Genomic DNA, 23793 nt, shown 5'->3' with positions numbered 1-23793 from the left:
ATCCGGCCGGAGGCCGGCCGGCCGGGGCACGCCCGGCGCACCTCCGGCCGCAGGCCACGGATCCGGTCGCTGCCCGGCCACTGCTAGGGCACGCCCTGGGCACCCACACGAGCGGATGCCGATCCGGCCACGGGGGACCACATCGGTCGAGGCACCTGCGCCCTGCAGAACGGGTGCGGGGCCGCCGAGCCGACTGCCCCCGGGGTCAATGACCGAGGTACGCGCGCCAACCTCCGTGCACCGTGATGTCCTTCGCGCCTTCGAGCGCATACGGCTCGCAGAGGAAGCCGGGCACCGATTCCCCGTCCCCGAGTTCGACCCGGCCCAGGGCCATCGGTGCGGGGAGCGCGGCGACGAGCTGCCCGAGCCCCTCGGCGGGCAGCTCCCACACCTCCGCCTCGATCGCGGCCCCACCCTCCCCGATCCGTTCCAGGCCCGGCTTGGGCGGGTCCGTGCGCAGGGCGTGCAGGCGATAGACGGGGGCGGTGGCCGTGGTCCGGATCAGGCGGGCGCCCAGGGCCCGGAGCTGGGGGTTCAGGGGCTCGCCGGTGAGGTGGGCGCCCACCACGGCGATGCGGGCGGGCGGGGTCAGCAGGGCGGCGATCCGGGCGAGGCGCTCGTCGGTGTGCGCCGGGCCGATCAGCATCACGCCGAACGGCAGGCCGTCCACCTCGCCCGCGGGGGCCGCCACCGCGCACAGGTCGAACAGGTTGGTGGAGTTGGTGAACCGGCCGAGGCGGGCATTGGCCCCCACCGGGTCGGCCGCGACCTCGGCGAGCGTGGGGTGGCCCGGTGCGGTGGGCAGCAGGAGGGCGTCCGCGTCGCCGAGCGCCGCTGTCGCGGCGGCGCGGAGCTCGGAGAGGGTTGCCTGGTCGGCGAAGAGCCGGTGGGCCGGAATGTCACGGGCCGCCGTGATGATGCGGGCGACCGTGGGGTCGAGACCGGACGCGGTGGCGGCGCCGTCGATGAACGCCCCGACCGCGGTGTAGCGCTCGGCGACGAACGCACCGTCGTACAGCATCGCGGCGGCCTCGATGAACGGGGCCGGATCGATGGTCCGGAGCACCGCGCCCGCCGCACGCAGACGCCCGGCCGCCGACTCGTACGCCGCCGCCCAGCCGGGATCGAGTGCGCCGAGCAGTTCGGTGGGCGGGACCGCGATCCGCCAGGGACCGGGGACACGGGAGCGGTCGGGTCGCGGAGCGGCGGTGACCATCAGGGCCATCGCCTGTTCGGCTTCGGGGAGCGTACGGGCGAAGACGGTGACACAGTCCAGGCTCGCGCAGGCGGGGACCACACCGTCCGTCGGCACGAGGCCGCGGGTCGGCTTGATCCCGACGATGCCGTTGAACGCGGCGGGGACCCGGCCGGAACCCGCGGTGTCCGTGCCCAGCGCGAGGTCCGCGATGCCCAGGGCGACGGCGACCGCCGATCCGGAGCTGGAACCGCCGCTGACCCGCTCCGGATCGAACGCGTTGCGGACGGCGCCGTACGGCGAACGCGTACCGACCAGACCCGTGGCGAACTGGTCCAGGTTGGTCGTACCGATCACCAACGCGCCCGCGGCGCGGAGACGGGCCACCGCCGGTGCGTCGGCGTCCGGCTCGTACGCGTACGAGGGGCAGCCGGCGGTGGTCGGGAGGCCGACCACGTCGATGTTGCCCTTGACCGCCAGCAGCCGGCCCGCGAGGGGGAGGTATGCGCCCTCGGCGATGCGGGACTCGATCCTGCGGGCCTCGGCCTCCACGTCCGGCCCAGGGCGCAGATCGATCCAGATCTCGGGGCGGTCCACCGCCTCGATCCGGGCGTAGGCGGCACGGACGCGGGCGACGACGGGGGACGGGTCCGGGGTCGGCATGAGTGCTCCTCAGTTCGTGTGGGGCGGGGCCAGGACCAGCAGCGCCGTACCCGGCTCCACCTGCGCACCGGGCCGGGTGAGAACCGCCGTGACGATGCCGGCGGCGGGAGCGTGGACACGGGACTCCATCTTCATCGCCTCCAGGGCCAGCAGCGGCTGACCCGCTGACACCGTGTCGCCCACCGAGACGTTGAGCTGCCAGACGGACGCGGCGAACTCCGCCTCCACGAGGCGGCCGCCCGGCGGCACCGGCACTTCGTCGGCCGGGGGTGCCGGGGCCGCCACCGCGTCCGCGCGGGCGAACTCGCCCGCCTCCTCCCACGCATGGCGTTCGGCGGCGAAGGCGGCACCCTGGCGGGTGCGGAACGCGGCGATGGAGTCGACGTTCTCGGCTAGGAACTCCTCGTACCGTGCCAGGGAGAACTCGCCCTCCTCGATGCGCGGTACGAACCGGCCGGACGTGATGTCCGCGCGCAGCTCCAGGAGTTCGTCCGCCTCGACCGGGTACCACTTGATGCGGTCGAAGAACCGCAGCAGCCACGGCGAACCCGGCTCGAAGGCGCCGCGCTGCTGCCAGCCCGACCAGACCTGTGTGGTGCGGCCGACGAACTGGTAGCCGCCCGGCCCCTCCATTCCGTAGATGCAGAGGTAGGCGCCCCCGATGCCGACCGAGTTCTCCGCGGTCCAGGTGCGGGCCGGGTTGTACTTGGTGGTGACCAGGCGGTGGCGGGGGTCCAGCGGTGTGGCGACCGGGGCGCCCAGATACACGTCGCCCAGTCCCAGCACCAGGTACTCGGCGTCGAACACCGTGCGGTACACGTCGTCGACCGAGTCCAGGCCGTTGACCCGGCGGATGAACTCGATGTTCCACGGACACCAGGGAGCGTCGTCCCGTACCCCCGCCATGTAGCGGGCGATGGCCTCACGGGTCGCAGGATCGTCCCAGGACAGCGGGAGGTGCACGGTGCGGGACGGGACGACCAGGGCATCGGTGGGCGGGAGCTCCGCCTCGATGCGGCACAGCAGTTCCACCAGGCGCTGCTGGGGAAGGACGCTGGGGTCCAGCTGGATCTGGAGCGAGCGGATGCCCGGCGTCAGACCGGTGATGCCGGGGACGGCCTCCGCCTCCAGCGCCTCCATCAGCGCGTGCACCCGCATCCGCAGAGCCAGGTCCAGCTGCATCGGCCCGTATTCGACCAGCACGTTGTCGTCGCCGCTGCGCCGGTAGGTGCGGGTGGCATCGCGCAGGAGGATGCCTCCGTCGACGAGGTCGGCGCGGGGCTCGCCCGTCACTGTCACCGGCCTGAAGCGGACCGTGTCGCCGGGCCGTAGCTGACCCAGCTTCCAGCGCTCGCCGGTCACCACCGTCGCCGGGCAGACGAAGCCGCCGAGGGACGGGCCGTCCGGGCCCAGCAGGACCGGCATGTCGCCGGTGTAGTCGACCGCGCCCACCGAGTACGGCGTGTCATGGATGTTGGAGGGGTGCAGGCCGGCCTCGCCGCCGTCCGCGCGGGCCCAGCGCGGCTTCGGACCGACCAGCCGCACGCCGGTGCGGGCGGAGTTGAAGTGGACCTTCCAGTCGGCCGCGTAGAAGTCATGGATGTCCTGCTCGGTGAAGAACTCCGGTGCGGCGTGCGGGCCTTCGGCCGCGTCCAGCTGCCAGACGGAATCGAAACGGGGGCGGTCCGCCTCGGGTACCGGGGCGGCCGGGGTGTCCGCCGCGCCGCCGTGGAGCACATCGCCGGTGCGCAGGGCCCGGCCGCCGTGGCCGCCGAACCCGCCGAGGGTGAAGGTGGCCGCACTGCCCAGGAACTCCGGCACGTCCAGTCCGCCACCGGACAACAGGACGTAGGTGCGCAGCCCGGGACCGGTGGGCGCGCCGATCGTGAGGGTGCCGTCCGCCGGGACCGTGAACGGCTCCCACTGGGCGACGGCCCGGCCGTCCAGGGTGACGGGGGCGGGCGCACCGGTCACGCAGACGGTCGTCGGGTGGGAGAAGCGCAGGGTCGGCCCCTGGAGCGTGCACTCCAGGCCGGGGGCGCCCGCGTCGTTGCCGAGGGCCGTGTTGCCGAGCCGGAACGACAGGTCGTCCATCGGACCCGACGGGGGTACGCCGACCTGCCAGTGGCCCGTGCGGCCCGGCCAGTCCTGCACGGTGGTGAGGGTGCCGCCGGAGACCACCTCGATACGTGGGGTCGGGTCGGTGATCGTGGCGAGGGTGGCGGTGGAGTGCGTGGCTCCGAGCACCCGGTCGTCGGCCAGGGCCGCCCGTACCAGGCCGAGGTTGGTCTCGATGCCGTCGATCCGGGTGGCGGCGAGCGCGGCGTCCAGCCGTGCCAGGGCCTCGGCGCGGTCGCTGCCGTACGCGATGACCTTGGCCAGCATCGGGTCGTACGCGGTCGTCACCTCCGTACCCGTCTCGATCCAGGTGTCCACGCGCACGCCGGGGCTCTCGGGGAAGGCGACCCGGGTCAGCAGGCCCGCACCGGGGCGGTGGTCGCGGGTCGGGTCCTCGGCGTACACCCGCGCCTCGACGGCATGGCCGCGCGGCGCTTCCGGCTCGCGTACGACGTCCGTGTCGCCCTGGGCGAGCCGCAGCATCCACTCGACGAGGTCGACGCCGTGGGTCTCCTCGGTCACGGGATGCTCGACCTGGAGGCGGGTGTTGACCTCCAGGAAGTACGCCTCGGCGCGCGCCGCGTCGTACACGAACTCGACGGTGCCCGCGGAGCGGTACCCGACCGCTGCGCACAACTCGCTTGCGGACCGGGAGAGTTGCGCGCGGATGTGCGCGGGCAGTGCGGGCGCGGGGGCCTCCTCCAGAACCTTCTGGTTGCGGCGCTGGAGGGAGCAGTCGCGGTCGCCGAGGGTCACCACCCGGCCGTGCCCGTCGCCGAAGACCTGGACCTCGACATGGCGGGCGTCCTCGACGAGGCGTTCCAGGAAGACACCGGCCGAGGAGAACGAGGCGGCGGCGACCCGCTGCACCCGCTCCCAGGCGTCGGTGAGGTCCTGTGCCGACCGGCAGGCCGACATGCCGATCCCGCCACCGCCGCCGGTGGCCTTGAGCATCACCGGATAGCCGATGCGCCCGGCGGCGTCCAGCGCCGACGGCAGGTCGGCGAGGAGTCCGGTGCCGGGGGCGAGCGGCACGCCGGCCGCCTCGGCCGCCGCGCGTGCGGTGTGCTTGGTGCCGAAGAGTTCCAGTTGCTCGGCGGTCGGACCGACGAAGACGATCCCGGCGTCCTCGCAGCGGCGGGCGAAACCGGCGTCCTCGGAGAGGAAGCCGTAGCCGGGGTGGACGGCGCCCGCTCCGGTGTCCTTGGCCGCCGCCAGGACCAGGTCGGCGTCGAGGTAGGACTCCTTGGCCGGCGCGGGGCCCAGCCGTACCGCCTCGTCGGCGAGACGGACATGGGGTGCGGAGCGGTCGGCGTCGGAGAAGACCGCGACCGTACGGATGCCGAGGCGGCGGGCGGTGCGGATGATGCGTACGGCTATCTCGCCCCGGTTGGCGACCAGCAGGGTGTCGAAACGGCTCATGCGCGGGCCCCGCTGACGGTGGCCGCGGTGAGGGTGGCCTCGATCGCGGTGGGATCGAAGCCGTTGCAGGGATTGTTGATCTGGGGGCAGTTGGAGACCAGCACCAGGACGTCCGTCTCGGCGCGCAGCGTCACCCGCAGACCGGGGGCGGAGATGCCGTCGACGATGCCGAGCGTGCCGTCCTCCTCGACCGGGACGTTCATGTACCAGTTGATGTTGGAGACCAGATCGCGCTTCCCGAGCCCGTACCTCGCGCCCTCGGCGAGGAAGTTGTCGACGCAGGCGTGCTGCGACCACGTGTGGTGCCCGTAGCGAAGGGTGTTGGACTCCTTGGAGCAGGCGCCGCCGACGGTGTCGTGGCGGCCACAGGTGTCCTCGGTGACGGTCATCAACGGCGTGTGCTCGTTCGACATCAGCACACTGCCGGTGGTGAGGAAGATGCCGCCCTGCGCCTGGAGGGTGTCCGGGGCGCTGTAGCGGACGGCTGTGTCATGGGCGTCGTACACCAGGAAGTCGACGGCCTGGTTGCCGTGCAGATCCGTGAGCGAGAGCTGTTCGCCGGCCCGCACGACGGCGGACCAGGCGGCGCGGGCCGGAACGACGGTCGTGGTGCGGCCCGGAGCGGTGGCCGCGGTGAGGCCGGTACCGGTGGCGGCGGTGGTGCCGGTCGAGGTCATGCGAGCCCCCTGGAGGTGAGGAAGTCGACGGTGTTGAGGAAGGCCCGGCGGCCCTCCGGGGTGGCGTCCCAGAGCGGATCGCCCGGACCCGTCGCCCTGCCCCGCCAGGCCAGCACCTGGAGCGGGGTGGAGACGTAGGCGGGGCGCGGGTCCAGCGGGTGCGGGACGTTGGCGATCAGTACGGTCAGGTCCTGCTCGGCGCGCAGGGTCACCGCGGCGCCCGCCCCGGCCGGGCCGGTGAAGTCCAGGGCGCCGTCCTCCCGGACCTCCACCCCCTGGAAGAAGGAGAGCGACGGCGGCAGATCGCGGGGCCCCAGACCGTTCTTCGCCGCGGCCAGCTTCAGCAGTTCCCGGCCCGCGGGGGAGGCGGACTGAGGGGTGCCGTCGCCGTAGCGAGCGGTGTTGCGCGCGAGGGACGAGGTGCCGCAGAGCGCGTCGTGGCGCCCCGAGGTGTCCGCGATCACCGAGGCGAGGACCCGGCCCTGGTCGGAGAGGAGCAGCCGGCCCGTGCCGAGGTAGGCGTTCCACTGGACCTTCACCGTGTCCGCGGTGTTGAGCCGCTCCCACGGCCGCCCGTCGGCGTACAGGAGCAGATGGGCGCAGGCGTCGCCCGCGAGGTCCGTGAGCCGCAGTTCGGTGCCGCGGGCCAGGACGCGATGGGTGTAGTTGCCGCCTGCCACGGTCTCGGCCCAGACCGGGGCGCCGGGAAGGGGCTCGGACCAGTCGCTCGCGGGTACCACCGGCATGGACTCGGTACGGGTGCCGTGCTGGGCGCGGGCGTGATCCCGGGCCCCGTGTGTCGTCGCTGTCGGCATGGCTGGACCTCCGGCTGTACGGGGGGTTCTGACGCGGTTACCGCGGCCTGTTTCTGTCGCACGACAGAAATTAGGGCGGCGGTAAGTCGCGGGCGTTGCCCGTCCGTTGCGCGGGAGTTACCGGGTCCTCACCAAGATCGCGACCCGTGCGGATGTGCGACGATCGGCCCATGTCCAGTACCGGAAGAAAGGTCGGCCGCCCGCGGGCTCAGCGGCGGCCGGACAGCGGGCTGGCCGCGCGCGACGAACTGCTCACCGCGGCCGCCGAGCTCTTCACCACGCGCGGGTACGCCGCCACCACGACCCGGGCCGTCGCCGACCGGGCGGGCATGCGGCAGGCGACGATGTACCACTACGTGGCGGGCAAGGAGGACCTCCTCGCCGAGCTCCTGGAGTCCACGGTCGCCCCGTCGCTGGAGTTGGCGAGGCGGCTGCTGGCGGACGAGGAGCGGAGCGCCGAGGACCGGCTGTGGGAGCTGTGCCGCTCGGACGTGGAGCTGCTGTGCGGCGGCGCGTACAACCTCGGGGCGCTGTATGTGCTGCCCGAGGTGCGGGCCGAGCGGTTCGCGGACTTCCACCGCGTGAGGGCCGGACTGAAGCAGGCGTACGGGCAGTTGCTGGTGGCCACGGAGGCGGGCGGGGCCCTCAGCCAGGACGAGGCGGAACTCCGTACGGATCTGGTGTTCGGGCTGATCGAGGGGGTGATCCTGGTCCACCGGTCGGATCCGGGGCGCGCGGTCGACGCCTTCGCGGCGGCCACGGCGGACGCGGCCCTGCGGATCGTGGGAGCGCACCGGGAGACCCGGGGCGGGGCGGGCGGTTCGTAGCCCGGCCCGGGGCGCCGGGCCTCGATTCATCCCCGCCGGGCCCGGCCCGGGCACGGTTCCGGCCGGTCCGCTGGGTGCGGACCGGCCGGGGTTTCCTTCCTCAGGTCGAGCGCCGGCCGCGCCGACCGCTCTTCATCGCGGCACCTACGCAGACCAGGCCGAGCAGAATGGTCAGCGCGCCGATGATGACGTTGTTGAGGGTGACGCCGAGGTCCGGGCTGCTGCCGACGACCCACGTCGAGGCGATCACCCAGGCGCCCATGGCGCAGATGGCCCAGCTCAAGCCGTACATCCGCTCCGGCATGACGGTGAACCCGAGGCCCAGCACGGCGATGGCGATACCCATGATCAGGTTGTGCGTCATGAGTGCGGGCTGAGTCGCCGTGAAGTGGAGCACCCAGGGCGAGATGGCGCAGTAGAGGCCGATGAGGAACACCGGCGCGTCCACCAGAACCACATCACGGCCGCCGAACATGTGCGCGTAACGTTCGCGCATTTCGGTGATATCGGGGTGAGTGCGCATGTCACGGGTGGGGTGCGAGACGTTTGACATGGGATCGCCTCCTTCGTCTCTACGGGCCTGACCGGCGTGACTGCATGCACACGGCCCGCTCATGCCATTGTGCTCTTATCTCGCCCTTATGCGCAGATTTATGGCGTATATGTATCTGCGGGAATCGCGCCATCTGCGCCGCCGTCCAGCCGCCTGGCCAGGGTCAGCAGATCAGGCGTCCGCAGTACGCGGTCTCCGTACCCCGGCAGTGGGACGTGCAGGGGCTCGCACCAGCGCGTCGGAATCGCCTCGAAACCGTGGACCGCTCCTGCCAGACCACCGGTCACTGCCGCGACCGTGTCCGTGTCCCCACCCACGTCGACCGCCGCTGCCAGGGCTTCCTCGTAAGTACCTGTCGTGCGAAGTGCCCACAGCGCGGTACCCAGGCACGGCCACACCGCACCGTTGAACTCCGTCGCCTGGTCCGGGTGCCAGTCGGGCGAGAGCACGCTGGCCCACCGTGCGCGGTGATCCTCGTGTACGAGGTCCAGTGTGCGCGGGACGGCTGCGAGCGGATCGTCGCCCTCCAGCGCCACCCGGACCAGCTCGTGGAACACGGCGGTGCCTTCCCAGGCGGCCCGGTCGCCGTGCGTCAGCGCGGCAATCCGGCGGGCGGCGTCCATGGTCGCCCCGCACCCCGCCCGCGCGAAGTACACCGCCGGTGCGGCGGCCCGCATCAGTGAACCGTTGCCTGCCGCGCGCCCGTTGATCTGGAAGTGCAGCGCCGCCGCGAGATCCCAGGGGGCGTCGCTCGTCAGGACGTCCTCGGTCTGCAGGCCGATGTCCTTCGGGTCGCCCGCCGCCCATCGGCGAAACCGGCCGAACATGTCCGGGAGGTCCAGGCCGCCCTGTTCCAGCAAGGACTCCGCGATCAGCACGGCCATCTGCGTGTCGTCCGTGGCCTCGCCGGGATCCCAGCCGCCGCCCCCGCACATGGTGCCGATGCCCTCAGGGAAGCGGGCCGTGTACACACCGGCGGGCCCGAACTCGAACGGTGCGCCCAGCGCGTCACCGACCGCCGAACCGACGACGGCACCCGCCACACGGTCCGGCCGGCCCACGATGCCCAGAGGGTTCATCTGCTCAGCGTACGGAGCGCCACCTCCTCGTGTACGTGCGAGAGCCGCACCGAGCGGTATTGCCGCAGCGCTCTCCGGGGTTTCGCTTCCTGGGCCATCCCCGCGTGCGCGGGGAGCAGCAAGTGCCTCCACGGCACTGTGAGTTGTGCGCGGGACCATCCCCGCGTGCGCGGGGAGCAGCAGCTCAATGTCGGCCTGGGCCGGATCGAGATGGGACCATCCCCGCGTGCGCGGGGAGCAGTTCAGCGTGCCCGCCGTGTGTCCTACGCCAGCGGGACCATCCCCGCGTGCGCGGGGAGCAGTTCATGCCGTACCAGACACCGTGCTTGGTGTTGGGACCATCCCCGCGTGCGCGGGGAGCAGCTGGGGCGTTCCTTCGGTGGTCTTGATCCACTGGGACCATCCCCGCGTGCGCGGGGAGCAGGCTGTGCGACCTGCGGCTTTATCGCGGGGGCAGGCCGGTTTCCCTCACTTTCGCCGAGTCCGGCAATACCGGCATAGCGCCCTCAATTCCTCTGCTCAAGCATCAAGTGATGGCGGCGACGCGCATGCTCATCCTAGAGTCGGCTCGTCTGCCTTCAGGGGCAATCCTCGGGCAGTCAGCCGGTTACTGAATCTCCGTCATAACCGGTTCCGCAGCCGCGCCCACGCGGCGTGCGCGCAGGAGCCGGTACAGGGCTCCGATCCCCACCGTGACCAGCAGGAACAGCACCGTGAACCACTGGAAGTACCAGTGGCCGCCCGCCGGGTCGTACACCGCTGCGCGGGGCCAGGCCAGGTTGATCGTCATGCCGACCCCGTAGAGGAACGCCAGGGCGTTGACCGGGAGTCCGAACCGTCCCAGCGAGAACAGGGGGTCGCCCGCCTCGTCGCGGACCGTGCCGTCGGCGTCGGCGTCGGCGTCGGCGGCGAGTGGCAGGCCGCGCAGGCGGCGCAGCAGCATCGGGCCCGTGACCATGGCGTAGGCCAGATAGAGCATCGCGATACAGGTGGTACCGATCGCCAGGAACGCGTCCGGGGACGCCAGGTTGAGCAGTCCGAGCGCAGCGGCCCCTGCGCCGACCAGCAGTGCGGGGGCGGCCGGCATCCCGGTGCGCGGGGAGACCTTGGCCAGCCGAACGGAGCAAGGGAGTACGCCGTCCCGGGCCATCGAGAACAGCATCCGGGATCCGGCGGTCTGGATGGCGAGCGTGGCCACGGCGACGGCGACCGCCACATCGGCGAGCAGCAGCTTCCCCACACCGGGGTCCAGGCTGCTGGTCAGCACGTACGACAGGCCCTCCGTGGCCAGTCGTCCGTCGACGAGACTCGGCGCGGCCAGCACTCCGCCCAGCACCAGAAGCCCGCCGAGCACGCCGGCCGAGGCGAGCGCCAGCAGGATCGTGCGGGGCGCGGTGCGGCGGGGGCTGTGGGTCTCCTCGCTCATCTCGCCCGCACTGTCGAACCCGATCAGTACGTACGCGGCCGTGAACGAGCCGACGAGGAGCGCGCCGACCGTGCCGCCCTGCCCGCCGGTGTGCAGAGTGATCCCGGGGCCGCGCTCGGCGTGCGTGAACAGCAGCACCACGATGAGGACGGCGCCGATGATCTCCGCCGTGACACCGACCCGGTTGACGGCCGACATGATCCGGTTGTCGAGCAGATTCACCGTCGTGGTGAGGGCCAGCAGCACCACCGCGAGCAGCGCCGCATTGCCCGCGCCCGTCGCGGTGGTCGGTGCCGGGTCGCCGCCCAGCAGTTGGAAGCCGGACCAGACCGCTGGGAGCACCACCTGGAGCGCGAGCGCCGCGGCAGCCACCACCACGACCTGCCCGATCACCATGATCCAGCCGGCGAACCAGCCGAAGGCGGGCGTGCTCAGCCGCGTCGACCACTGGTAGATCGCCCCGGACAGCGGGTAGCGCGCGGCGAGTTCGGCGAAGCAGGCGGCCACCAGGAGCTGGCCGATCAGCACCGCGGGCCAGGTCCAGAAGAAGGCCGTGCCGCCGAACGAGAAGCCGAAGGCGAAGAACTGGAAGACGGTCGTGAGGACGGAGATGAAGGAGAACCCGGCCGCGAACGAGGCGTACCGCCCCATGGACCGGTGAAGCTCCTGCCGGTAGCCGAAGCCGGCCAGGGCGGCGGAGTCGCCCCGGCCGGTCCCGGGCGGGGAGGACCGTACTTCGGTGGGTGCGGTGGCGGTCATATGAGCCCCTGTCGCCGATTTCCTGTCGGGTGACAGAAATTAGGGACGGGCTGTTTCGGCCGCATGACGCAGCTGTGTCCGCGCGGGGCCGAAGTCCTCACTCGGGGCCCGTTCGGCTGACCCTGTGTCGGACGGGGGATCAGGTCGGGCGTCAGGCTGGGCGTCAGCCCAGGCCGCGGGCGCGTTCGAAGCGGGCCCGCGCCTCCGCCAGGTCCACGAGCGGTTCCGGGTAGTCGAGCGCGGAGCGTCGCGGGCCGGACAGTTTCCACGGCTCATGGATCTCGCCGTCCGCCAGGTCCTCGAGCTCCGGTACCCAGCGGCGCACATAGGTGCCACGGGGATCGAACCGCTTGCCCTGGACCACCGGGTTCAGGACCCGGTTGGGGCGGGTGTCGGTGCCGGTACCCGCCATCCACTGCCAGTTCAGCTGATTGTTCGCCAGATCACCGTCGACCAGCAGATCGAGGAAGTGCCGGGCACCCACCCGCCAGTCCACGTACAGCGTCTTGGTGAGGAAGGAGGCCACGAGCATCCGGCCCCGGTTGTGCATCCAGCCCTCGTACGCGAGTTGCCGCATCGCCGCGTCGACCAGCGGATAGCCGGTGCGTCCCGCGCGCCAGGCCTCGGCCTCGTCCTCGCCGGGCCGCCAGTGGTCGTGCCGTGTGCGGTAGTCCTCCCAGGCGGCGTCCGGCCGGGCGGCGAGCACCTGGTGATGGAAGTCCCGCCACGCCAGCTGCCGCACGAACGCGTCGGCGCCCGGCCCGCCCCGCTGTCGTGCCCGGCCGACCGTCTCGGCCGCCGAGACGCAGCCGAAGTGGAGGTACGGGGAGAGTCTGGAGGTCGCGTCACCGGCCAGGTCGTCCTGACCGGTCCCATAGTCGGCCAGGGGGCCGCGCAGCCAGGACGACAGCAGCCGGCGGCCGGTGGACTCACCGCCCCGGGCGAGTCCGGGGGAGACCCCGGTCACCCGGGTACGCTCCGGCAACGGCCCGGACCGTACCCCTTCCGGCAGCCGCACCGTGCGGGGCGCGTCCAGCGTTCCGCGTACTCCCTCCGCCTCCCAGCGCCGGAAGTACGGGGTGAACACGGCGAAGTGGTCCCGTCCCGCCGGGACGACCCGGCCCGGGGGGAGCGCCGTGACCACGGCGTCATGGACCCGCAGGGTGCAGCCGACGGCGGCCAGTTCCCTGCGCAGCCGTTCCTCGCGGCGCATCGCGTATCCGCTCACCCCGCCGGCGATGTGCAGGCTCCGCGCACCGGTCTCCACGACCAGGTCGCGCGCGGCGGCCACCACGGCACCCTCCCGGACGACGAGCCGTCCGCCGCGGCGGCGCAGCCCGGCGTCGACGTCGGCGAGGCAGTCCGCGAGGAACGCCCGCCGATTCGGGGCGTCGAAGCCAGTCCGGTGGATGCCCTCGTCGCGGACGAACAGCGGGACGACGGCTTCCGCGTCGTCCACCGCGGCCCGCAGCACCGGGTTGTCGTGCACTCGCAGATCGGAGGTGAACAGCGCCACGGAGACGGTCATGGACGTGCGCCCTTCCAGGGTTCGGTCGTGCCGCCCTCGCGCGACGGGCCCTCACGGCTCCGTCCGGCGGGGCTTCCTCCAGGATGGCGCGTCGGTTCTCCGGAGTGCTCCGGGGCGGACGGCGGCGGAATGGTGGATGCGCGAAATCCTTCCACGCCCACGGGAGTTCGCGAGAGGTCGTGGTCGACGCGTCCGGGTGACCGCAGCTGGGCGGGCGGTTGATCCCGGTCGTCGCCTCGATCGGTGCTCTCCCCGTCACGCTCGGGCTCCTGGTCCTCGCGGCGCCGGCGGTGCGGCCGTGCGGACGTGCGGACGTGCCGGCGGCTCCGGGAAGCCCGCCTCCAGAACGCGTACGCCCCGGCCGGGGGCCGGGGCGTACGGGGCCGGGCGGGCCGGTGTCAGGCCGCGTTCTCCTGCTCGCGTTCCACCTGTGCGTTCCACTCGCGCTTGACCGAGCGCCAGGCGTCGTCGTTCTGGCCGAGCCGCCAGTAGCCCGAGATGGACAGCTGGGGGAGCGGGATCTCGCGGTCCAGACGCAGATGGCGGCGGATCTCCTTCACGAAGCCCGCCTCGCCGTGGACGAAGGCCTGGACCTCGCCGGCCGGGAACTCCAACTCCGTGACCGCGGCGACCAGCGCCTCGCCCACCGGGCGTTCCCCGCGGTGCAGCCAGGTCACCTCGACCCCGTCGGGCGCCGCGATCTTCTGCTCCTCCGAGGCGTCCGCCACCTCGACGAAGGCGTGCACGCGCGCCCCTGCCGGCATCTGCTCCAGGGCGGCGGCTATGGCGGGCAGCGCGCTCTCGTCACCCGCCAGGAGGTGCCAGTCCGCCGAGGGATCCGGGCCGTAGCCCCCGCCCGGGCCGAGGAAGGTCACCGGGTCACCAGGGGCCGCCCGCAGCGCCCAGGGCCCGGCGAGGCCCTCGTCGCCGTGCACCACGAAGTCGATCGCCAGCTCCCGGGCGACCGGATCCCAGGACCGCACGGTATAGGTGCGGGTGGTCGGCCACAGCTCCCGCGGCTGCTCCTCGCGGATGCGGGCCATGTCGAACGGGTGCGCGTAGTCCGCGCCCTCGGGGGCGAAGCAGAGCTTGACGTAGTGGTCCGTGAACCCCGAGAGCCCGAAGTCGGCGAGGCCCTCGCCGCCGAGCACCACGCGGACCATGTGCGGGGTGATCCGCTCGGTGCGCAGAACGCTGGCGCCCTGCGCCTTGGGTGCCTGTCGTGCGGGTCGTTCGGCCACGAGGTTCTCCCTGCTCCAAATGCTTAGGGTTACCTAAGCTAGCACCTCAGTCCCGGAGTGTGGAGAGCATCCGCTGCAGGGCTCCGCCCAGTCCCCACCGCTTCGCGAGGGCGTCGAGGGCCTCGGGATCGCGCGGCTCGGCGGGCAGCGCGGGGTCGAACTCCGGCAGGGGGACGTCACCGGCGACGCGGACCACCTTCGGAGCGGCGGCCAGGTAGTCGCGGGCCTCGTCCAGCCGCTTGCGCTGCGAGGGTGTCAGCCTGGCGGCCGGATCGTCCACGGCGGCCATGATTCCGGCCAGATCCCCGAAGGTGTCCAGCAGTTTCGCCGCCGTCTTCTCGCCGATGCCCGCGACGCCCGGCAGCCCGTCGCTCGGGTCACCGCGCAACAGGGCGAGGTCGGCGTAGCCGGATCCGTCCACCCCGTACTTCTCCCGCAGCCAGGTCTCGTCGGTCAGCTGGAGCGAGCCGACCCCCTTCAGCGGGTAGAGCACCCGCACCCCGCGGGCGTCGTCGACCAGCTGATAGAGATCCCGGTCGCCGGTGACGATGTCCACCGGGCCGGTGGCCCGAGCGGTGAGCGTGCCGATCACGTCGTCCGCCTCGTACTCCGGGACACCGACCCGGGCGATGCCGAGCGCGTCCAGGACGTCCTCGATGACGGGCACCTGCGGGGCCAGGGTGTCGGGGGTCTCCTCCTCGTCCGGCACCCCGTCGGCGGTCTCCACGGCGACGCGGTGCGCCTTGTACGAGGGGATCAGCTCGACCCGCCAGTGGGGCCGCCAGTCCGCGTCCATGCAGGCGACCAGGTCGTCCGGCCGGTGGTCCTGGACCAGGCGCGCGATGAAGTCGAGCAGCCCGCGCACGGCGTTGACGGGTGTTCCGTCCGGGGCGCGCACCGAATCGGGAACCCCGAAGTATGCGCGGTAGTAGAGGGAGGCAGTGTCGAGGAGCATCAGGCGTCGCGTCACACCCCGATCATGCCGCACCCCTCCGACACTGCCCGTCGCGGACACCGGGGTGCGGGTCCGCGCTCCGTCGGAGGGCATCGGGGCCTTGGTCCGGATCGCGCCGGGCTCGATCCGACAAGAGACCGCGGACGTGACGCGCGTCACTCTTGTGTTTGGCTTGTTCTCGTCGGGGCAGGCGCGCAGCCGGAGCGGAACACGTACCAATTTCAACCAGTGCACGTGTCCTACGGACCGATTCCGTGCCGCTCCACGGTCTGCCGGCGGGGGTGGCAGACCGTTTTTCGGTTCGACCCGTGAGGTGCATGTGTCAAGGCTGCAAGCTGAGGGCTTGTACAAGGTGTTCGGCAGACGACCCGATCAAGCCGTGCGGAAGCTCGAAGGCGGCGCCGACCGCGACGCACTGCGCGCCGACGGGACGACCGCAGCGGTGATCGACGCCTCGTTCACCGTGGAACCGGGGCAGATCTTCGTCGTGATGGGTCTCTCCGGGTCCGGCAAGTCCACCTTGCTGCGCATGCTCAACGGACTTCTGGAGCCCACGGCCGGGCGGGTGCTGTTCGACGGCGCGGATCTGACCGCCCTGAGCCCCGCGGAACTGCGCCATGTCAGGTCCTCCAGGATCAGCATGGTGTTCCAGCACTTCGCTCTCTTCCCGCACCGGAGCGTGCTGGAGAACGCCGCCTACGGGCTCGAAGTGCAGGGCGTGCCGCGCGCCGAGCGCGAGAAGCGTGCCGCCGAGGCGCTTGAGCTGACCGGACTGGCCGGCTGGGAGAAGTCCTGGCCCGACGAACTGTCCGGCGGCATGCAGCAGCGTGTGGGCCTCGCCCGCGCACTGGCCACCGATGCCGATCTGCTGCTGATGGACGAGTCCTTCAGCGCACTCGACCCGCTGATCCGGCGCGACATGCAGGACCAGCTGCTCGAACTCCAGAAGCGCCTGAAGAAGACCATCGTCTTCATCACCCACGACCTCAACGAGGCCATGCGCCTCGGCGACCGCATCGCCGTGATGCGTGACGGCAGGATCGTCCAGCTCGGCACCGCCGAGGACATCCTCGTCACCCCGGCCAACGACTACGTCGCCTCCTTCACCCAGGACGTCGACCGGACGCGCGTGCTGACCGCGGGCGCCATCATGGCCGAGCCGCACACCGTCCTGGGCAGCCGTACCGACGACGGCAGGGAACTGCGCACCCCCGCCGACGTCCTCGGGGCCGCCCCGGCCACCGTCGGCGAGTCCACGCCGATCATCGAACTCTTCACGCCCTGCTCGCGGAGCACGGTCCCGGTCGCCGTGACCGACGCCGCGGGCAAGCTCGTCGGCGTCGTACCGTCCGCGCGGCTGCTCGCCGTCCTCGGGGAGCCGATGAAGCCCGTCGAAGCCCCGCAGGGCATCAGCAAGCCCGTCGAGGCCCCGCAGAGCATCAGCGACGCGGCCTCCGGCCCGAAGGAGGTGGCTCGTGTTCAGGCTTCCTCTCGGTGACCGGGTCGACTCCGCGGTCGACTGGCTCCAGACCCACCTGGCCTGGCTGTTCGACGCGATCAGCTCGGTCGTCAGCGGCATGTTCGACGGCATCGCCGCCGTGCTCTCCGCCCCCGCACCGCTGCTTTTCGCGGGCATCGTCGCCGTCATCGCCTGGTGGCTGCGCGGCCTGTCCGCGGGGGTGCTCGCCTTCGTCGGTTTCGCCGTCATCGACTCCGTCGAGCTGTGGGACGAAGCGATGGACACCCTCACCCTGGTGCTCGTCGCCACCATCATCGCGCTGGTGCTGGCCGTGCCGCTGGGCATCTGGGCGTCCCGCTCCAAGACCGTCGCCGCCGTGGCCCGGCCGGTCCTGGACTTCATGCAGACCATGCCCGCCATGGTCTATCTGATCCCCGGCGTCATCTTCTTCGGCGTCGGCGTGGTCCCCGGCATCATCGCCACCATCATCTTCTCGCTGCCCCCGGGCGTCCGGATGACCGAGCTCGGCATCCGCCAGGTCGACAGCGAACTCGTCGAGGCGGCCGAGGCCTTCGGCACCACTCGGCGCAACACCCTGCTGCGGGTGCAGCTGCCGCTCGCCCTGCCCACGATCATGGCCGGCATCAACCAGGTCATCATGCTGGGCCTGTCCATGGTCGTCATCGCCGGCATGGTCGGTGGCGGCGGCCTCGGTGGGTCCGTCTACCGCGCCATCGGCAACGTCGACGTCGGCCTCGGCTTCGAGGCGGGCATCTCCATCGTCATCCTGGCGATGTACCTCGACCGGATGACCAGTGCCCTCGGCCGTGAGGTCTCCCCGCTCGCCCGCCGCGCCCTCGCCAGGGCGCAGGCGCTGGCCGGTGGACCGAAGATCTGGAACCACCGCCCGCAGCCCGTCGTCGCGGTGGCCGGCATCGTCGTCCTCGCGCTCGTCGCGGGAGGCATGGGCGTCTTCGGCTCGTCCGGCTCGGCAACGGCCGGCGCCGACAGCTCGAAGATCGGTGCGGGCAAGAAGATCAGCATGGGCTACATCCCGTGGGACGAGGGCATCGCCTCCACGTTCCTGTGGAAGGAGCTGCTGGAACGGCGCGGCTTCGAGGTCGATGCCAAGCAGTACGAGGCCGGTGCGCTCTACACCGGTATGGCCAACGGGCAGGTCGATTTCGAGACCGATTCCTGGCTCCCGGTCACCCACGCCAGCTACTGGAAGAAGTACCAGGACCGCCTGGAGGACATGGGCTCCTGGTACGGCCCCACCTCACTGGAGCTGGCCGTCCCCTCGTACCTGAAGGACGTCACGTCCCTCGCCGACCTCAAGGGCAAGTCCTCGCAGTTCAAGGGCCGCATCGTCGGCATCGAGCCGAGCGCCGGCGAGATGGGCCTGCTCAAGGACAAGATCCTGCCGGGATACGGCCTGGACAAGGAGTACAAGGTCGTCGACGGCTCCACACCGTCGATGCTGGCCGAGCTGAAGCGCGCCTACGCCAAGAAGGAAGCGATCGTCGTCCCGCTCTGGTCGCCGCACTGGGCGTACGACCAGTTCGAACTCACCAAGCTCAAGGACCCCAAGAACCTCTGGGGCAAGGGCGACGGCATCCACACGCTGACCCGCAAGGGCTTCTCCGCCGACAACCCCGAGGTCGGCACCTGGCTCAAGAACTTCGAGATGACCGAGGACCAGCTCACCAGCCTCGAGGCGGAGATCCAGAAGGCCGGTTCCGGCAACGAGCAGCAGGCCGTCCGGACCTGGCTGAAGGCCAACCCGGGTGTCGCCGACCGGTGGACCCCCGTCTCCGCGTCCGGCACGTCCAAGAGCGCGGGCGGCACGGACGAGCGCGACCGCACCGTCGAGATGGCCTGGTTCCCCTGGGAGGAGGACATCGCCGCCACGTACCTGTGGAAGGCGGTCCTGGAGGAGCGCGGCTACAAGATCAACCTCAAGCAGTTCGAGGTCGGTCCGATGTACACCGCGATGTCCCGCGGCCAGATCGACGTGCAGTTCGACGGCTGGCTTCCGTACACCCAGAAGAACTACTGGGACACCTACGGATCGCAACTGACCGACCTGGGCTCGTGGTACGGCCCGACGTCGATCGAGATCGCGGTGCCCGACTACGTGAAGGACGTCACCTCCCTCGCCGACCTCAAGGGCAAGTCCTCGCAGTTCAAGGGCCGGATCGTCGGGATCGAGCCGGGCACCGCCACGATGGAGAACCTCAAGAAGAACGTGCTGCCGGCGTACGGCCTGGACAAGGAGTACAAGGTCGTCGACTCCTCGACGCCCGGCATGCTCGCCGAGCTGAAGCGCGCGTACGCCAAGAAGGAGCCCATCGCGGTCGTGCTCTGGACCCCGCACTGGGCGTACAACGAGTACGGCATGACCAAGCTGAAGGACCCCGAGAAGGCATTCGGGGACGGCGACCGGATACGCACCATCGCCAGCAAGAACTTCCCGAAGCAGTACCCGCAGCTCACGAAGTGGTTCAAGGACTTCGAGCTGAGCGAGGAGCAGCTCGCCGGCCTGGAGAACCGGATCCAGAAGAGCGGCACCGGACACGAGGAAGAGGCGGTGAAGGCCTGGATGAAGGATAATCCGGGCATCGTGGACACGATGGCCCCGCAATAGAGCTCTGACCAGGGCTTTTGTGGAGGAAGGGGTGGGCCCCGCCATGGCGGGGCCCACCCCTTCCGGCTGTCCGGAAGACGTTCATCCACCGGCCGACCTTGCGCAACAGTGTGCGTAATGGGCCTGCACCCGGAAGGATGACGAGTCGGGAGGGAGCCGGACATGGACGACAAGGAAGCACTCCGCGTGGGCGCCGCGGTTCGCCGACGGCGCAGATCCCTGGGGCTCACACTGGCCGCGGTGGCGAGCCGCAGCGGCCTGTCCGTGCCGTTCCTCAGTCAGATCGAGAACGAGCGGGCCCGGCCCAGTGCCCGGTCCCTGGACCGGGTGGCGGAAGCCCTGGAGACCACCACGGCCCGGCTCTGTGCCGCCGCGGACTCGGCGCGGGCCGTCGAAGTCGTCCGTGCGGGCGAGGGCGACGGGGTACGCAGGGTGGTGCGCGGACGCCATCAGCTCAGCGCCCTGGAGTTCGCCGGTGAGATCGACCTCGGACGCGAGTTCCAGCACCGCAACGACGAAGTGATGTACGTGGTGCAGGGAGCCGCGGAGGTGGAGGCCGAGGGGCGGGCGCACCGGCTGGAGCAGGGGGACACCCTGTTCCTGTCCGGCGGGGTGCGGCACCGCTGGCGGGCCACGACACCCGGCACACGGCTGCTGGTCGTCGCGGTCGCCGAACATGTCGACGCGACCTTCGATCCCCGCCGCTGAGAGAGGCACGCGTCGTGCGGGTCGTCTCCCTGGTTCCCTCGCTCACCGAGGCCGTCGCCGTGACCGCCCCCGGGCTGCTGGTCGGTGTCACCGACTGGTGCACCCACCCGGCCGGGCTGACCGCCGCCCGGATCGGCGGCACCAAGAACCCCGACGTGGCCGCGGTCGTCGAGCTGCGGCCCGATCTCGTCGTCGCCAACGAGGAGGAGAACCGCTCACCCGACCTCGCGGCGCTCAGGGCCGCCGGGATCGAGGTGCTCGTCACCGAGATCCGTACCCTCGACCAGGCCTTCGAGGAACTGGACCGGGTGCTGGTCGCCGGCTGCGGACAGGCGAGGCCGCGCTGGCTGGACGAGGCCGAGGCCGCCTGGGCCGCGCTCCCGCCGCCGCGCGCCCCGCGTCGTGCGGTCGTGCCCGTCTGGCGCAGGCCCTGGATGGTGCTGGGCCGGGACACCTTCGCCGGGGATCTGCTGGCCAGGCTCGGTGTCCGGAACGTCTACGCGGACCATGCCGAGCGCTATCCCCGCATCCCGCTCGACGCCCTCAACACGGCGGGCGCCGACCTGGTCGTCCTGCCCGACGAGCCGTACCGCTTCACCGCGGACGACGGGCCCGAGGCGTTCCCCGCACTGCCCGCCGCACTCGTCGACGGGCGGTTCCTCACGTGGTACGGGCCGTCACTGGTGCAGGCCCCGGCGGCGCTGCGAGCAGCACTCCGCTGAGCAGCCCGCGCAGCGTCCGCACCCCGGCGACCGCCCACGCCGCCACCAGCAGCACGTACAGCGCCACGGCGAGCCAGTTGTACGCGGTGAGACCGGTGTGCCGGGCCAGACCCGCGGCGCCCGTGACACAGGTACCGACCGGGAAGGTGAAGCCCCACCACGTCATGCCGAAGGTCATGCCGCTGCGCAGGGCCCGCACCACCAGCGCGACGGCCAGCGCCAGCCACAGCAGCGCGAATCCCATCACCGGCACCCCGTACAGCACGGCGAACACTCCCAGCCCCGAGGCGTAGGGCTCCCCGATCGCGTCCGGCGCCACGTCGGCGAGCCCGCCGACCGCCGTCGTCGACTGGCCCAGCGGCCCGAGGACGAGAAACAGCGTCGGCGTCAGCGCGAGCGGCAGCGGGCCCCGGTGGACGAGCCGGGCGAAGACCAGCGGCAGCATGACCAGCGTGGCCAGCAGGCTCAGGCCGAACATGGCGTAGCAGGCCAGCAGCAACGCCTCGCGCCCCTGCCCGGCCGGCAGCTCCCGCACCAGCAGCGGGCCCAGCGCCGCGGAGACCATCGGGGCCACCACGGGCAGCAGCCAGACCGGCGAGGCGGTGCCGGGCTCGACCCGGTGGCGTACGACCATCAGGTACGGGATCGCGACCGCGCAGACGAGGCCGGTCACCGTGCCCGCCGTGTACAGCACCACGTCCAGGACAAGGGCCGTCCGCTCCCCGACGACGTCCCGGCCGACCGTCATCGACGCACCGCCGACCGCGAGCAGCGCCATCGAGAGACAGCCGTAGAACGGGGCGACGGCCGGGTCGAGCAGATGGGCGCGGGCCTGGTCGCGATGGGCGATCCAGTGCCCGGTACGGGCCGCGAGCACCACGACGAGCGCGAGCGTCGCGCACCCCCACACCACCGCACAGGCGCCCCGGAGTCCCGGGACCTGCCCCGGCAGCGCGGCACCCGCGCTCGCGACGACCGCGGTGCCCATGACGGTCGCGTACCAGTTCGGGCCGATGTGCCGCAGACGGGGCAGCCGCACCGGGGCGGGGAACGGGACCGGTGACTGCTGTGTCAGCGGAAAGATGGCCATGCCACGATTCTCGCGGCGCGGGCGCGGACCCGGCAGGGGCCGCGCGTCTATGGGGTCATAAGGTGGATTTATGGCCGATGACGTGCGTGTTCCGCTCTCCCACCGGGTCCCCGACCTCGGCGCGCTGGAACTGCTGCTCGCCGTCGCCCGGCACGGCAGCCTGGGACGCGCGGCACGGGATGTCGGCATCACCCAGCCCGCGGCCAGCAGCCGCATCCGGTCGATGGAGCGGCAGCTCGGCCTGGCCCTGCTGGACCGTTCGCCGCGCGGCTCCCGGCTCACCGACGCCGGCGCGCTGGTCACCGACTGGGCCCGCAGGATCGTCGAGGCCGCCGAATCGTTCGACTCCGGCACGCAGGCCCTGCGGGACCGGAGGGACTCCCGGCTGCGGGTCGCGGCCTCCATGACCATCGCCGAGTACCTGCTGCCGGGCTGGCTGATGGCGCTGCGCGCCGAACGGCCGGACACCGCGGTCTCGCTGCTCGCCGGGAACTCGGCGGCGGTCGCGAGGCGGCTGCTCGCCGGTGAGGCCGATCTCGGCTTCGTGGAGGGCCTGTCCGTGCCGGAGGGGCTCGACGGCACGGTCATCGCCCACGACCGGCTGGTCGTCGTGGTCGCCCCGTCCCACGCATGGGCCCGTCGGCGTACGCCGCTGACCCCGCAGGAACTGGCCGGGACCCCGCTGGTCCTGCGCGAGCGCGGCTCCGGCACCCGCCAGGTCCTGGACGCGGCCCTGGCCGTGCACGGCGGTCTCGCCCAGCCGCTGCTCGAACTCTCCTCGACGACCGCGGTGAAGGGGGCGGCACAGAGCGGGGCGGGACCGTGCGTGCTGAGCGAACTGGCGCTGGGCGAGGAACTGTCCGCCAGGCGCCTGATCAGGATTCCGGTTGCCGGGGTGCGGCTGAGGCGCCAGCTGCGCGCGGTATGGCCCGCGGGACACCGCCCGACCGGGCCGGCCCGCGATCTGCTGTCGCTGACCGGGCGGGAGGCGTAGGGCCCGCCCGCCGCGGGACCGGACCGTGCGGTGGGTCGTCCGGTCGCGCCGCCGGCGCCGGTCGCGGCATCAGGACCGCGATCCCTCGCGTACCCCCGTGGGCCTCGGCGGGGCGATGCTGCCGGACGGTGTACGGGCCGGGACCGACCGGGCCGTCGACGCCCTCACCAGGGCCTGTGCCGGCCGCAGGTCGTCGCTCATCTCCGGGTGCCACTGCACCCCGAGCGCCCACTGCGGTCCCTCGAGTTCGATCGCCTCGACCGTGCCGTCGGCCGCGTGGGCCGAGGCCACCAGTCCCGGTGCGAGCCGTTCCACGCACTGGTGGTGGTAGGTGGGGACGGGGGTCTCCTCGGCGATGACGGAAGCGCAGAGCGTGCCCGGTACCGGAATCACCGGATGCGTGCCGAGGACTCCGGCCGTGCCCAGCGGACCGGTGTGTCCGTCGATGTGCTGGGTGAGGGTGCCGCCCAGCGCGACATTGAGCAACTGCATACCGCGGCAGATGCCGAGTAACGGTGTTCCGGACTCCAGCGCGGCCCTGATCAGGGCCAGCTCCCAGGCGTCGCGTTCCTGCACCGGGGGACCGGTTCTGAAGTCGCGTTCCGCGCCGTACAGCCCGGGCTCCACATCGGCGCCGCCGGCGAGGACGAGACCGTCCAGCCGGGACACGGCCGTGGCGGCGCGCTCCGGAGCGTCCGGCGGGAGCAGCGCGGCCAGGCCGCCGGACCGCTGGATCATCCGCGGGTAGGCGGCCGGAAGGAGGGTGGCGGGCAGCTCCCAGACCCCCCAGCGGGCCTCGGGTTCCAGATAGGTGGTGACCCCGATGAGAGGTTCGGACACAGGCGGTCCCTCCGGTCGGCCGCCCGTGCGGGCGGGCTCGGTTCCATGGTGCCAACGGTGGCAGACAATAGGTTT

The 23793-nt window shown here is 72.0% G+C and carries 18 protein-coding genes and 1 CRISPR repeat array; of the genes, 6 read left to right on the top strand and 12 right to left on the bottom strand.

Annotated features, from left to right (window positions below; all coding sequences use genetic code 11):
- Nucleotides 1-205: 205 nt before the first annotated feature.
- Genes atzF through AB0L71_RS03105 form a run of 4 tightly spaced genes read right to left on the bottom strand, consistent with a single transcriptional unit; the run spans nt 206 to nt 6890 of the window.
- A complete protein-coding gene (gene atzF, locus AB0L71_RS03120; RefSeq protein ID WP_365237187.1) occupies nt 206-1858 on the bottom strand; it encodes an allophanate hydrolase in 1653 nt (550 codons plus the stop codon).
- Nucleotides 1859-1867: 9 nt separating this feature from the next.
- Complete coding sequence (locus AB0L71_RS03115; protein ID WP_365237185.1) at nt 1868-5398, bottom strand: 5-oxoprolinase/urea amidolyase family protein; 3531 nt, start codon at nt 5396-5398, stop codon at nt 1868-1870.
- The gene (locus AB0L71_RS03110) at nt 5395-6075 is read right to left on the bottom strand and encodes an urea amidolyase associated protein UAAP2 (protein WP_365237183.1); all 681 of its coding nucleotides are present in this window, start codon (nt 6073-6075) and stop codon (nt 5395-5397) included. Before AB0L71_RS03110 ends, AB0L71_RS03115 begins: the two co-directional genes overlap by 4 nt.
- Nucleotides 6072-6890 carry an urea amidolyase associated protein UAAP1 gene (locus tag AB0L71_RS03105; RefSeq protein ID WP_365237181.1) on the bottom strand — a complete coding sequence of 273 codons (819 nt, stop codon included), beginning with the start codon at nt 6888-6890 and terminating at the stop codon, nt 6072-6074. The genes AB0L71_RS03110 and AB0L71_RS03105 overlap by 4 nt, the downstream gene beginning before the upstream one ends.
- Nucleotides 6891-7060: 170 nt before the next feature.
- On the opposite strand from AB0L71_RS03105, the gene AB0L71_RS03100 reads away from it, so the two are divergent.
- The gene (locus tag AB0L71_RS03100) at nt 7061-7717 is read left to right on the top strand and encodes a helix-turn-helix domain-containing protein (protein ID WP_365237180.1); all 657 of its coding nucleotides are present in this window, start codon (nt 7061-7063) and stop codon (nt 7715-7717) included.
- Between the two features lie 100 nt (nt 7718-7817).
- Here AB0L71_RS03100 and AB0L71_RS03095 read toward each other — a convergent pair whose 3' ends face one another.
- From AB0L71_RS03095 to AB0L71_RS03070, 6 genes are all read right to left on the bottom strand, one after another.
- The gene (locus AB0L71_RS03095; protein ID WP_365237178.1) at nt 7818-8270 is read right to left on the bottom strand and encodes an SPW repeat protein; all 453 of its coding nucleotides are present in this window, start codon (nt 8268-8270) and stop codon (nt 7818-7820) included.
- A 98-nt stretch (nt 8271-8368) separates the two neighbouring features.
- Nucleotides 8369-9349: an ADP-ribosylglycohydrolase family protein gene (locus AB0L71_RS03090; RefSeq protein WP_365237176.1), complete on the bottom strand. Its 981-nt coding sequence runs from the start codon at nt 9347-9349 to the stop codon at nt 8369-8371.
- 90 nt (nt 9350-9439) lie between these two features.
- Nucleotides 9440-9773: a CRISPR direct-repeat array (repeat unit 29 nt; unit sequence GGGACCATCCCCGCGTGCGCGGGGAGCAG).
- Nucleotides 9774-9956: 183 nt separating this feature from the next.
- Nucleotides 9957-11534: an amino acid permease gene (locus AB0L71_RS03085; protein ID WP_365237174.1), complete on the bottom strand. Its 1578-nt coding sequence runs from the start codon at nt 11532-11534 to the stop codon at nt 9957-9959.
- A gap of 163 nt (nt 11535-11697) precedes the next feature.
- Complete coding sequence (locus AB0L71_RS03080; RefSeq protein WP_365237173.1) at nt 11698-13062, bottom strand: deoxyribodipyrimidine photo-lyase; 1365 nt, start codon at nt 13060-13062, stop codon at nt 11698-11700.
- A 398-nt stretch (nt 13063-13460) separates the two neighbouring features.
- Complete coding sequence (locus AB0L71_RS03075) at nt 13461-14303, bottom strand: siderophore-interacting protein (protein ID WP_365237171.1); 843 nt, start codon at nt 14301-14303, stop codon at nt 13461-13463.
- Between the two features lie 46 nt (nt 14304-14349).
- Nucleotides 14350-15258 (bottom strand): 5'-3' exonuclease, encoded by a 909-nt coding sequence (locus AB0L71_RS03070; protein WP_365237471.1) that lies wholly within the window; start codon nt 15256-15258, stop codon nt 14350-14352.
- Nucleotides 15259-15637: 379 nt separating this feature from the next.
- Between AB0L71_RS03070 and AB0L71_RS03065 the strand changes: the two genes are divergently transcribed.
- The 4 genes from AB0L71_RS03065 to AB0L71_RS03050 all read left to right on the top strand — a co-directional run bounded on the left by AB0L71_RS03065 (nt 15638) and on the right by AB0L71_RS03050 (nt 20794).
- Entirely contained in the window at nt 15638-16756 is a 1119-nt protein-coding gene (locus tag AB0L71_RS03065; protein ID WP_365237169.1) for a glycine betaine/L-proline ABC transporter ATP-binding protein, read from the top strand.
- On the top strand, nt 16734-19364 hold the full coding sequence (locus AB0L71_RS03060; RefSeq protein ID WP_365237168.1) for an ABC transporter permease/substrate binding protein: 2631 nt from the start codon (nt 16734-16736) through the stop codon (nt 19362-19364). Before AB0L71_RS03065 ends, AB0L71_RS03060 begins: the two co-directional genes overlap by 23 nt.
- A 162-nt stretch (nt 19365-19526) precedes the next feature.
- Nucleotides 19527-20072 carry an XRE family transcriptional regulator gene (locus AB0L71_RS03055; protein ID WP_365237166.1) on the top strand — a complete coding sequence of 182 codons (546 nt, stop codon included), beginning with the start codon at nt 19527-19529 and terminating at the stop codon, nt 20070-20072.
- A 14-nt stretch (nt 20073-20086) separates the two neighbouring features.
- Nucleotides 20087-20794, top strand: coding sequence for a helical backbone metal receptor (locus AB0L71_RS03050; protein WP_365237165.1), 708 nt, complete (start codon nt 20087-20089; stop codon nt 20792-20794).
- Here the strand turns inward: AB0L71_RS03050 and AB0L71_RS03045 are convergent.
- Nucleotides 20733-21884: a TDT family transporter gene (locus AB0L71_RS03045; RefSeq protein WP_365237163.1), complete on the bottom strand. Its 1152-nt coding sequence runs from the start codon at nt 21882-21884 to the stop codon at nt 20733-20735. The two genes, AB0L71_RS03050 and AB0L71_RS03045, sit on opposite strands and share 62 nt — an antisense overlap.
- A 70-nt stretch (nt 21885-21954) precedes the next feature.
- Here AB0L71_RS03045 and AB0L71_RS03040 point away from each other — a divergent pair, with 70 nt between their 5' ends.
- The gene (locus AB0L71_RS03040) at nt 21955-22878 is read left to right on the top strand and encodes a LysR family transcriptional regulator (RefSeq protein WP_365237162.1); all 924 of its coding nucleotides are present in this window, start codon (nt 21955-21957) and stop codon (nt 22876-22878) included.
- Between the two features lie 69 nt (nt 22879-22947).
- Here the strand turns inward: AB0L71_RS03040 and AB0L71_RS03035 are convergent, their stop codons facing one another.
- Nucleotides 22948-23718, bottom strand: a complete 771-nt coding sequence (locus tag AB0L71_RS03035) for a gamma-glutamyl-gamma-aminobutyrate hydrolase family protein (protein WP_365237160.1) — start codon at nt 23716-23718, stop codon at nt 22948-22950.
- Between the last annotated feature and the right edge of the window lie 75 nt (nt 23719-23793).

The organism is Streptomyces sp. NPDC052052 (genome assembly GCF_040680455.1).
GTDB lineage: Bacteria > Actinomycetota > Actinomycetes > Streptomycetales > Streptomycetaceae > Streptomyces.
The sequence above is the reverse complement of the archived record's forward strand: the minus strand, read 5'-3'. Positions and strand labels throughout refer to the sequence as shown.

What these genes read in the sequence shown, in the direction of transcription:
- AB0L71_RS03105 (WP_365237181.1), bottom strand. Translation starts at nt 6,890, where the DNA reads ATGCCGACAGCGACGACACACGGGGCCCGGGATCACGCCCGCGCCCAG.
- AB0L71_RS03115 (WP_365237185.1), bottom strand. Translation starts at nt 5,398, where the DNA reads ATGAGCCGTTTCGACACCCTGCTGGTCGCCAACCGGGGCGAGATAGCC.
- AB0L71_RS03045 (WP_365237163.1), bottom strand. Translation starts at nt 21,884, where the DNA reads ATGGCCATCTTTCCGCTGACACAGCAGTCACCGGTCCCGTTCCCCGCC.
- AB0L71_RS03070 (WP_365237471.1), bottom strand. Translation starts at nt 15,258, where the DNA reads ATGCTCCTCGACACTGCCTCCCTCTACTACCGCGCATACTTCGGGGTT.
- AB0L71_RS03080 (WP_365237173.1), bottom strand. Translation starts at nt 13,062, where the DNA reads ATGACCGTCTCCGTGGCGCTGTTCACCTCCGATCTGCGAGTGCACGAC.
- AB0L71_RS03055 (WP_365237166.1), top strand. Translation starts at nt 19,527, where the DNA reads ATGGACGACAAGGAAGCACTCCGCGTGGGCGCCGCGGTTCGCCGACGG.
- AB0L71_RS03095 (WP_365237178.1), bottom strand. Translation starts at nt 8,270, where the DNA reads ATGTCAAACGTCTCGCACCCCACCCGTGACATGCGCACTCACCCCGAT.
- AB0L71_RS03085 (WP_365237174.1), bottom strand. Translation starts at nt 11,534, where the DNA reads ATGACCGCCACCGCACCCACCGAAGTACGGTCCTCCCCGCCCGGGACC.
- AB0L71_RS03110 (WP_365237183.1), bottom strand. Translation starts at nt 6,075, where the DNA reads ATGACCTCGACCGGCACCACCGCCGCCACCGGTACCGGCCTCACCGCG.
- AB0L71_RS03100 (WP_365237180.1), top strand. Translation starts at nt 7,061, where the DNA reads ATGTCCAGTACCGGAAGAAAGGTCGGCCGCCCGCGGGCTCAGCGGCGG.
- atzF (WP_365237187.1), bottom strand. Translation starts at nt 1,858, where the DNA reads ATGCCGACCCCGGACCCGTCCCCCGTCGTCGCCCGCGTCCGTGCCGCC.
- AB0L71_RS03040 (WP_365237162.1), top strand. Translation starts at nt 21,955, where the DNA reads ATGGCCGATGACGTGCGTGTTCCGCTCTCCCACCGGGTCCCCGACCTC.
- AB0L71_RS03090 (WP_365237176.1), bottom strand. Translation starts at nt 9,349, where the DNA reads ATGAACCCTCTGGGCATCGTGGGCCGGCCGGACCGTGTGGCGGGTGCC.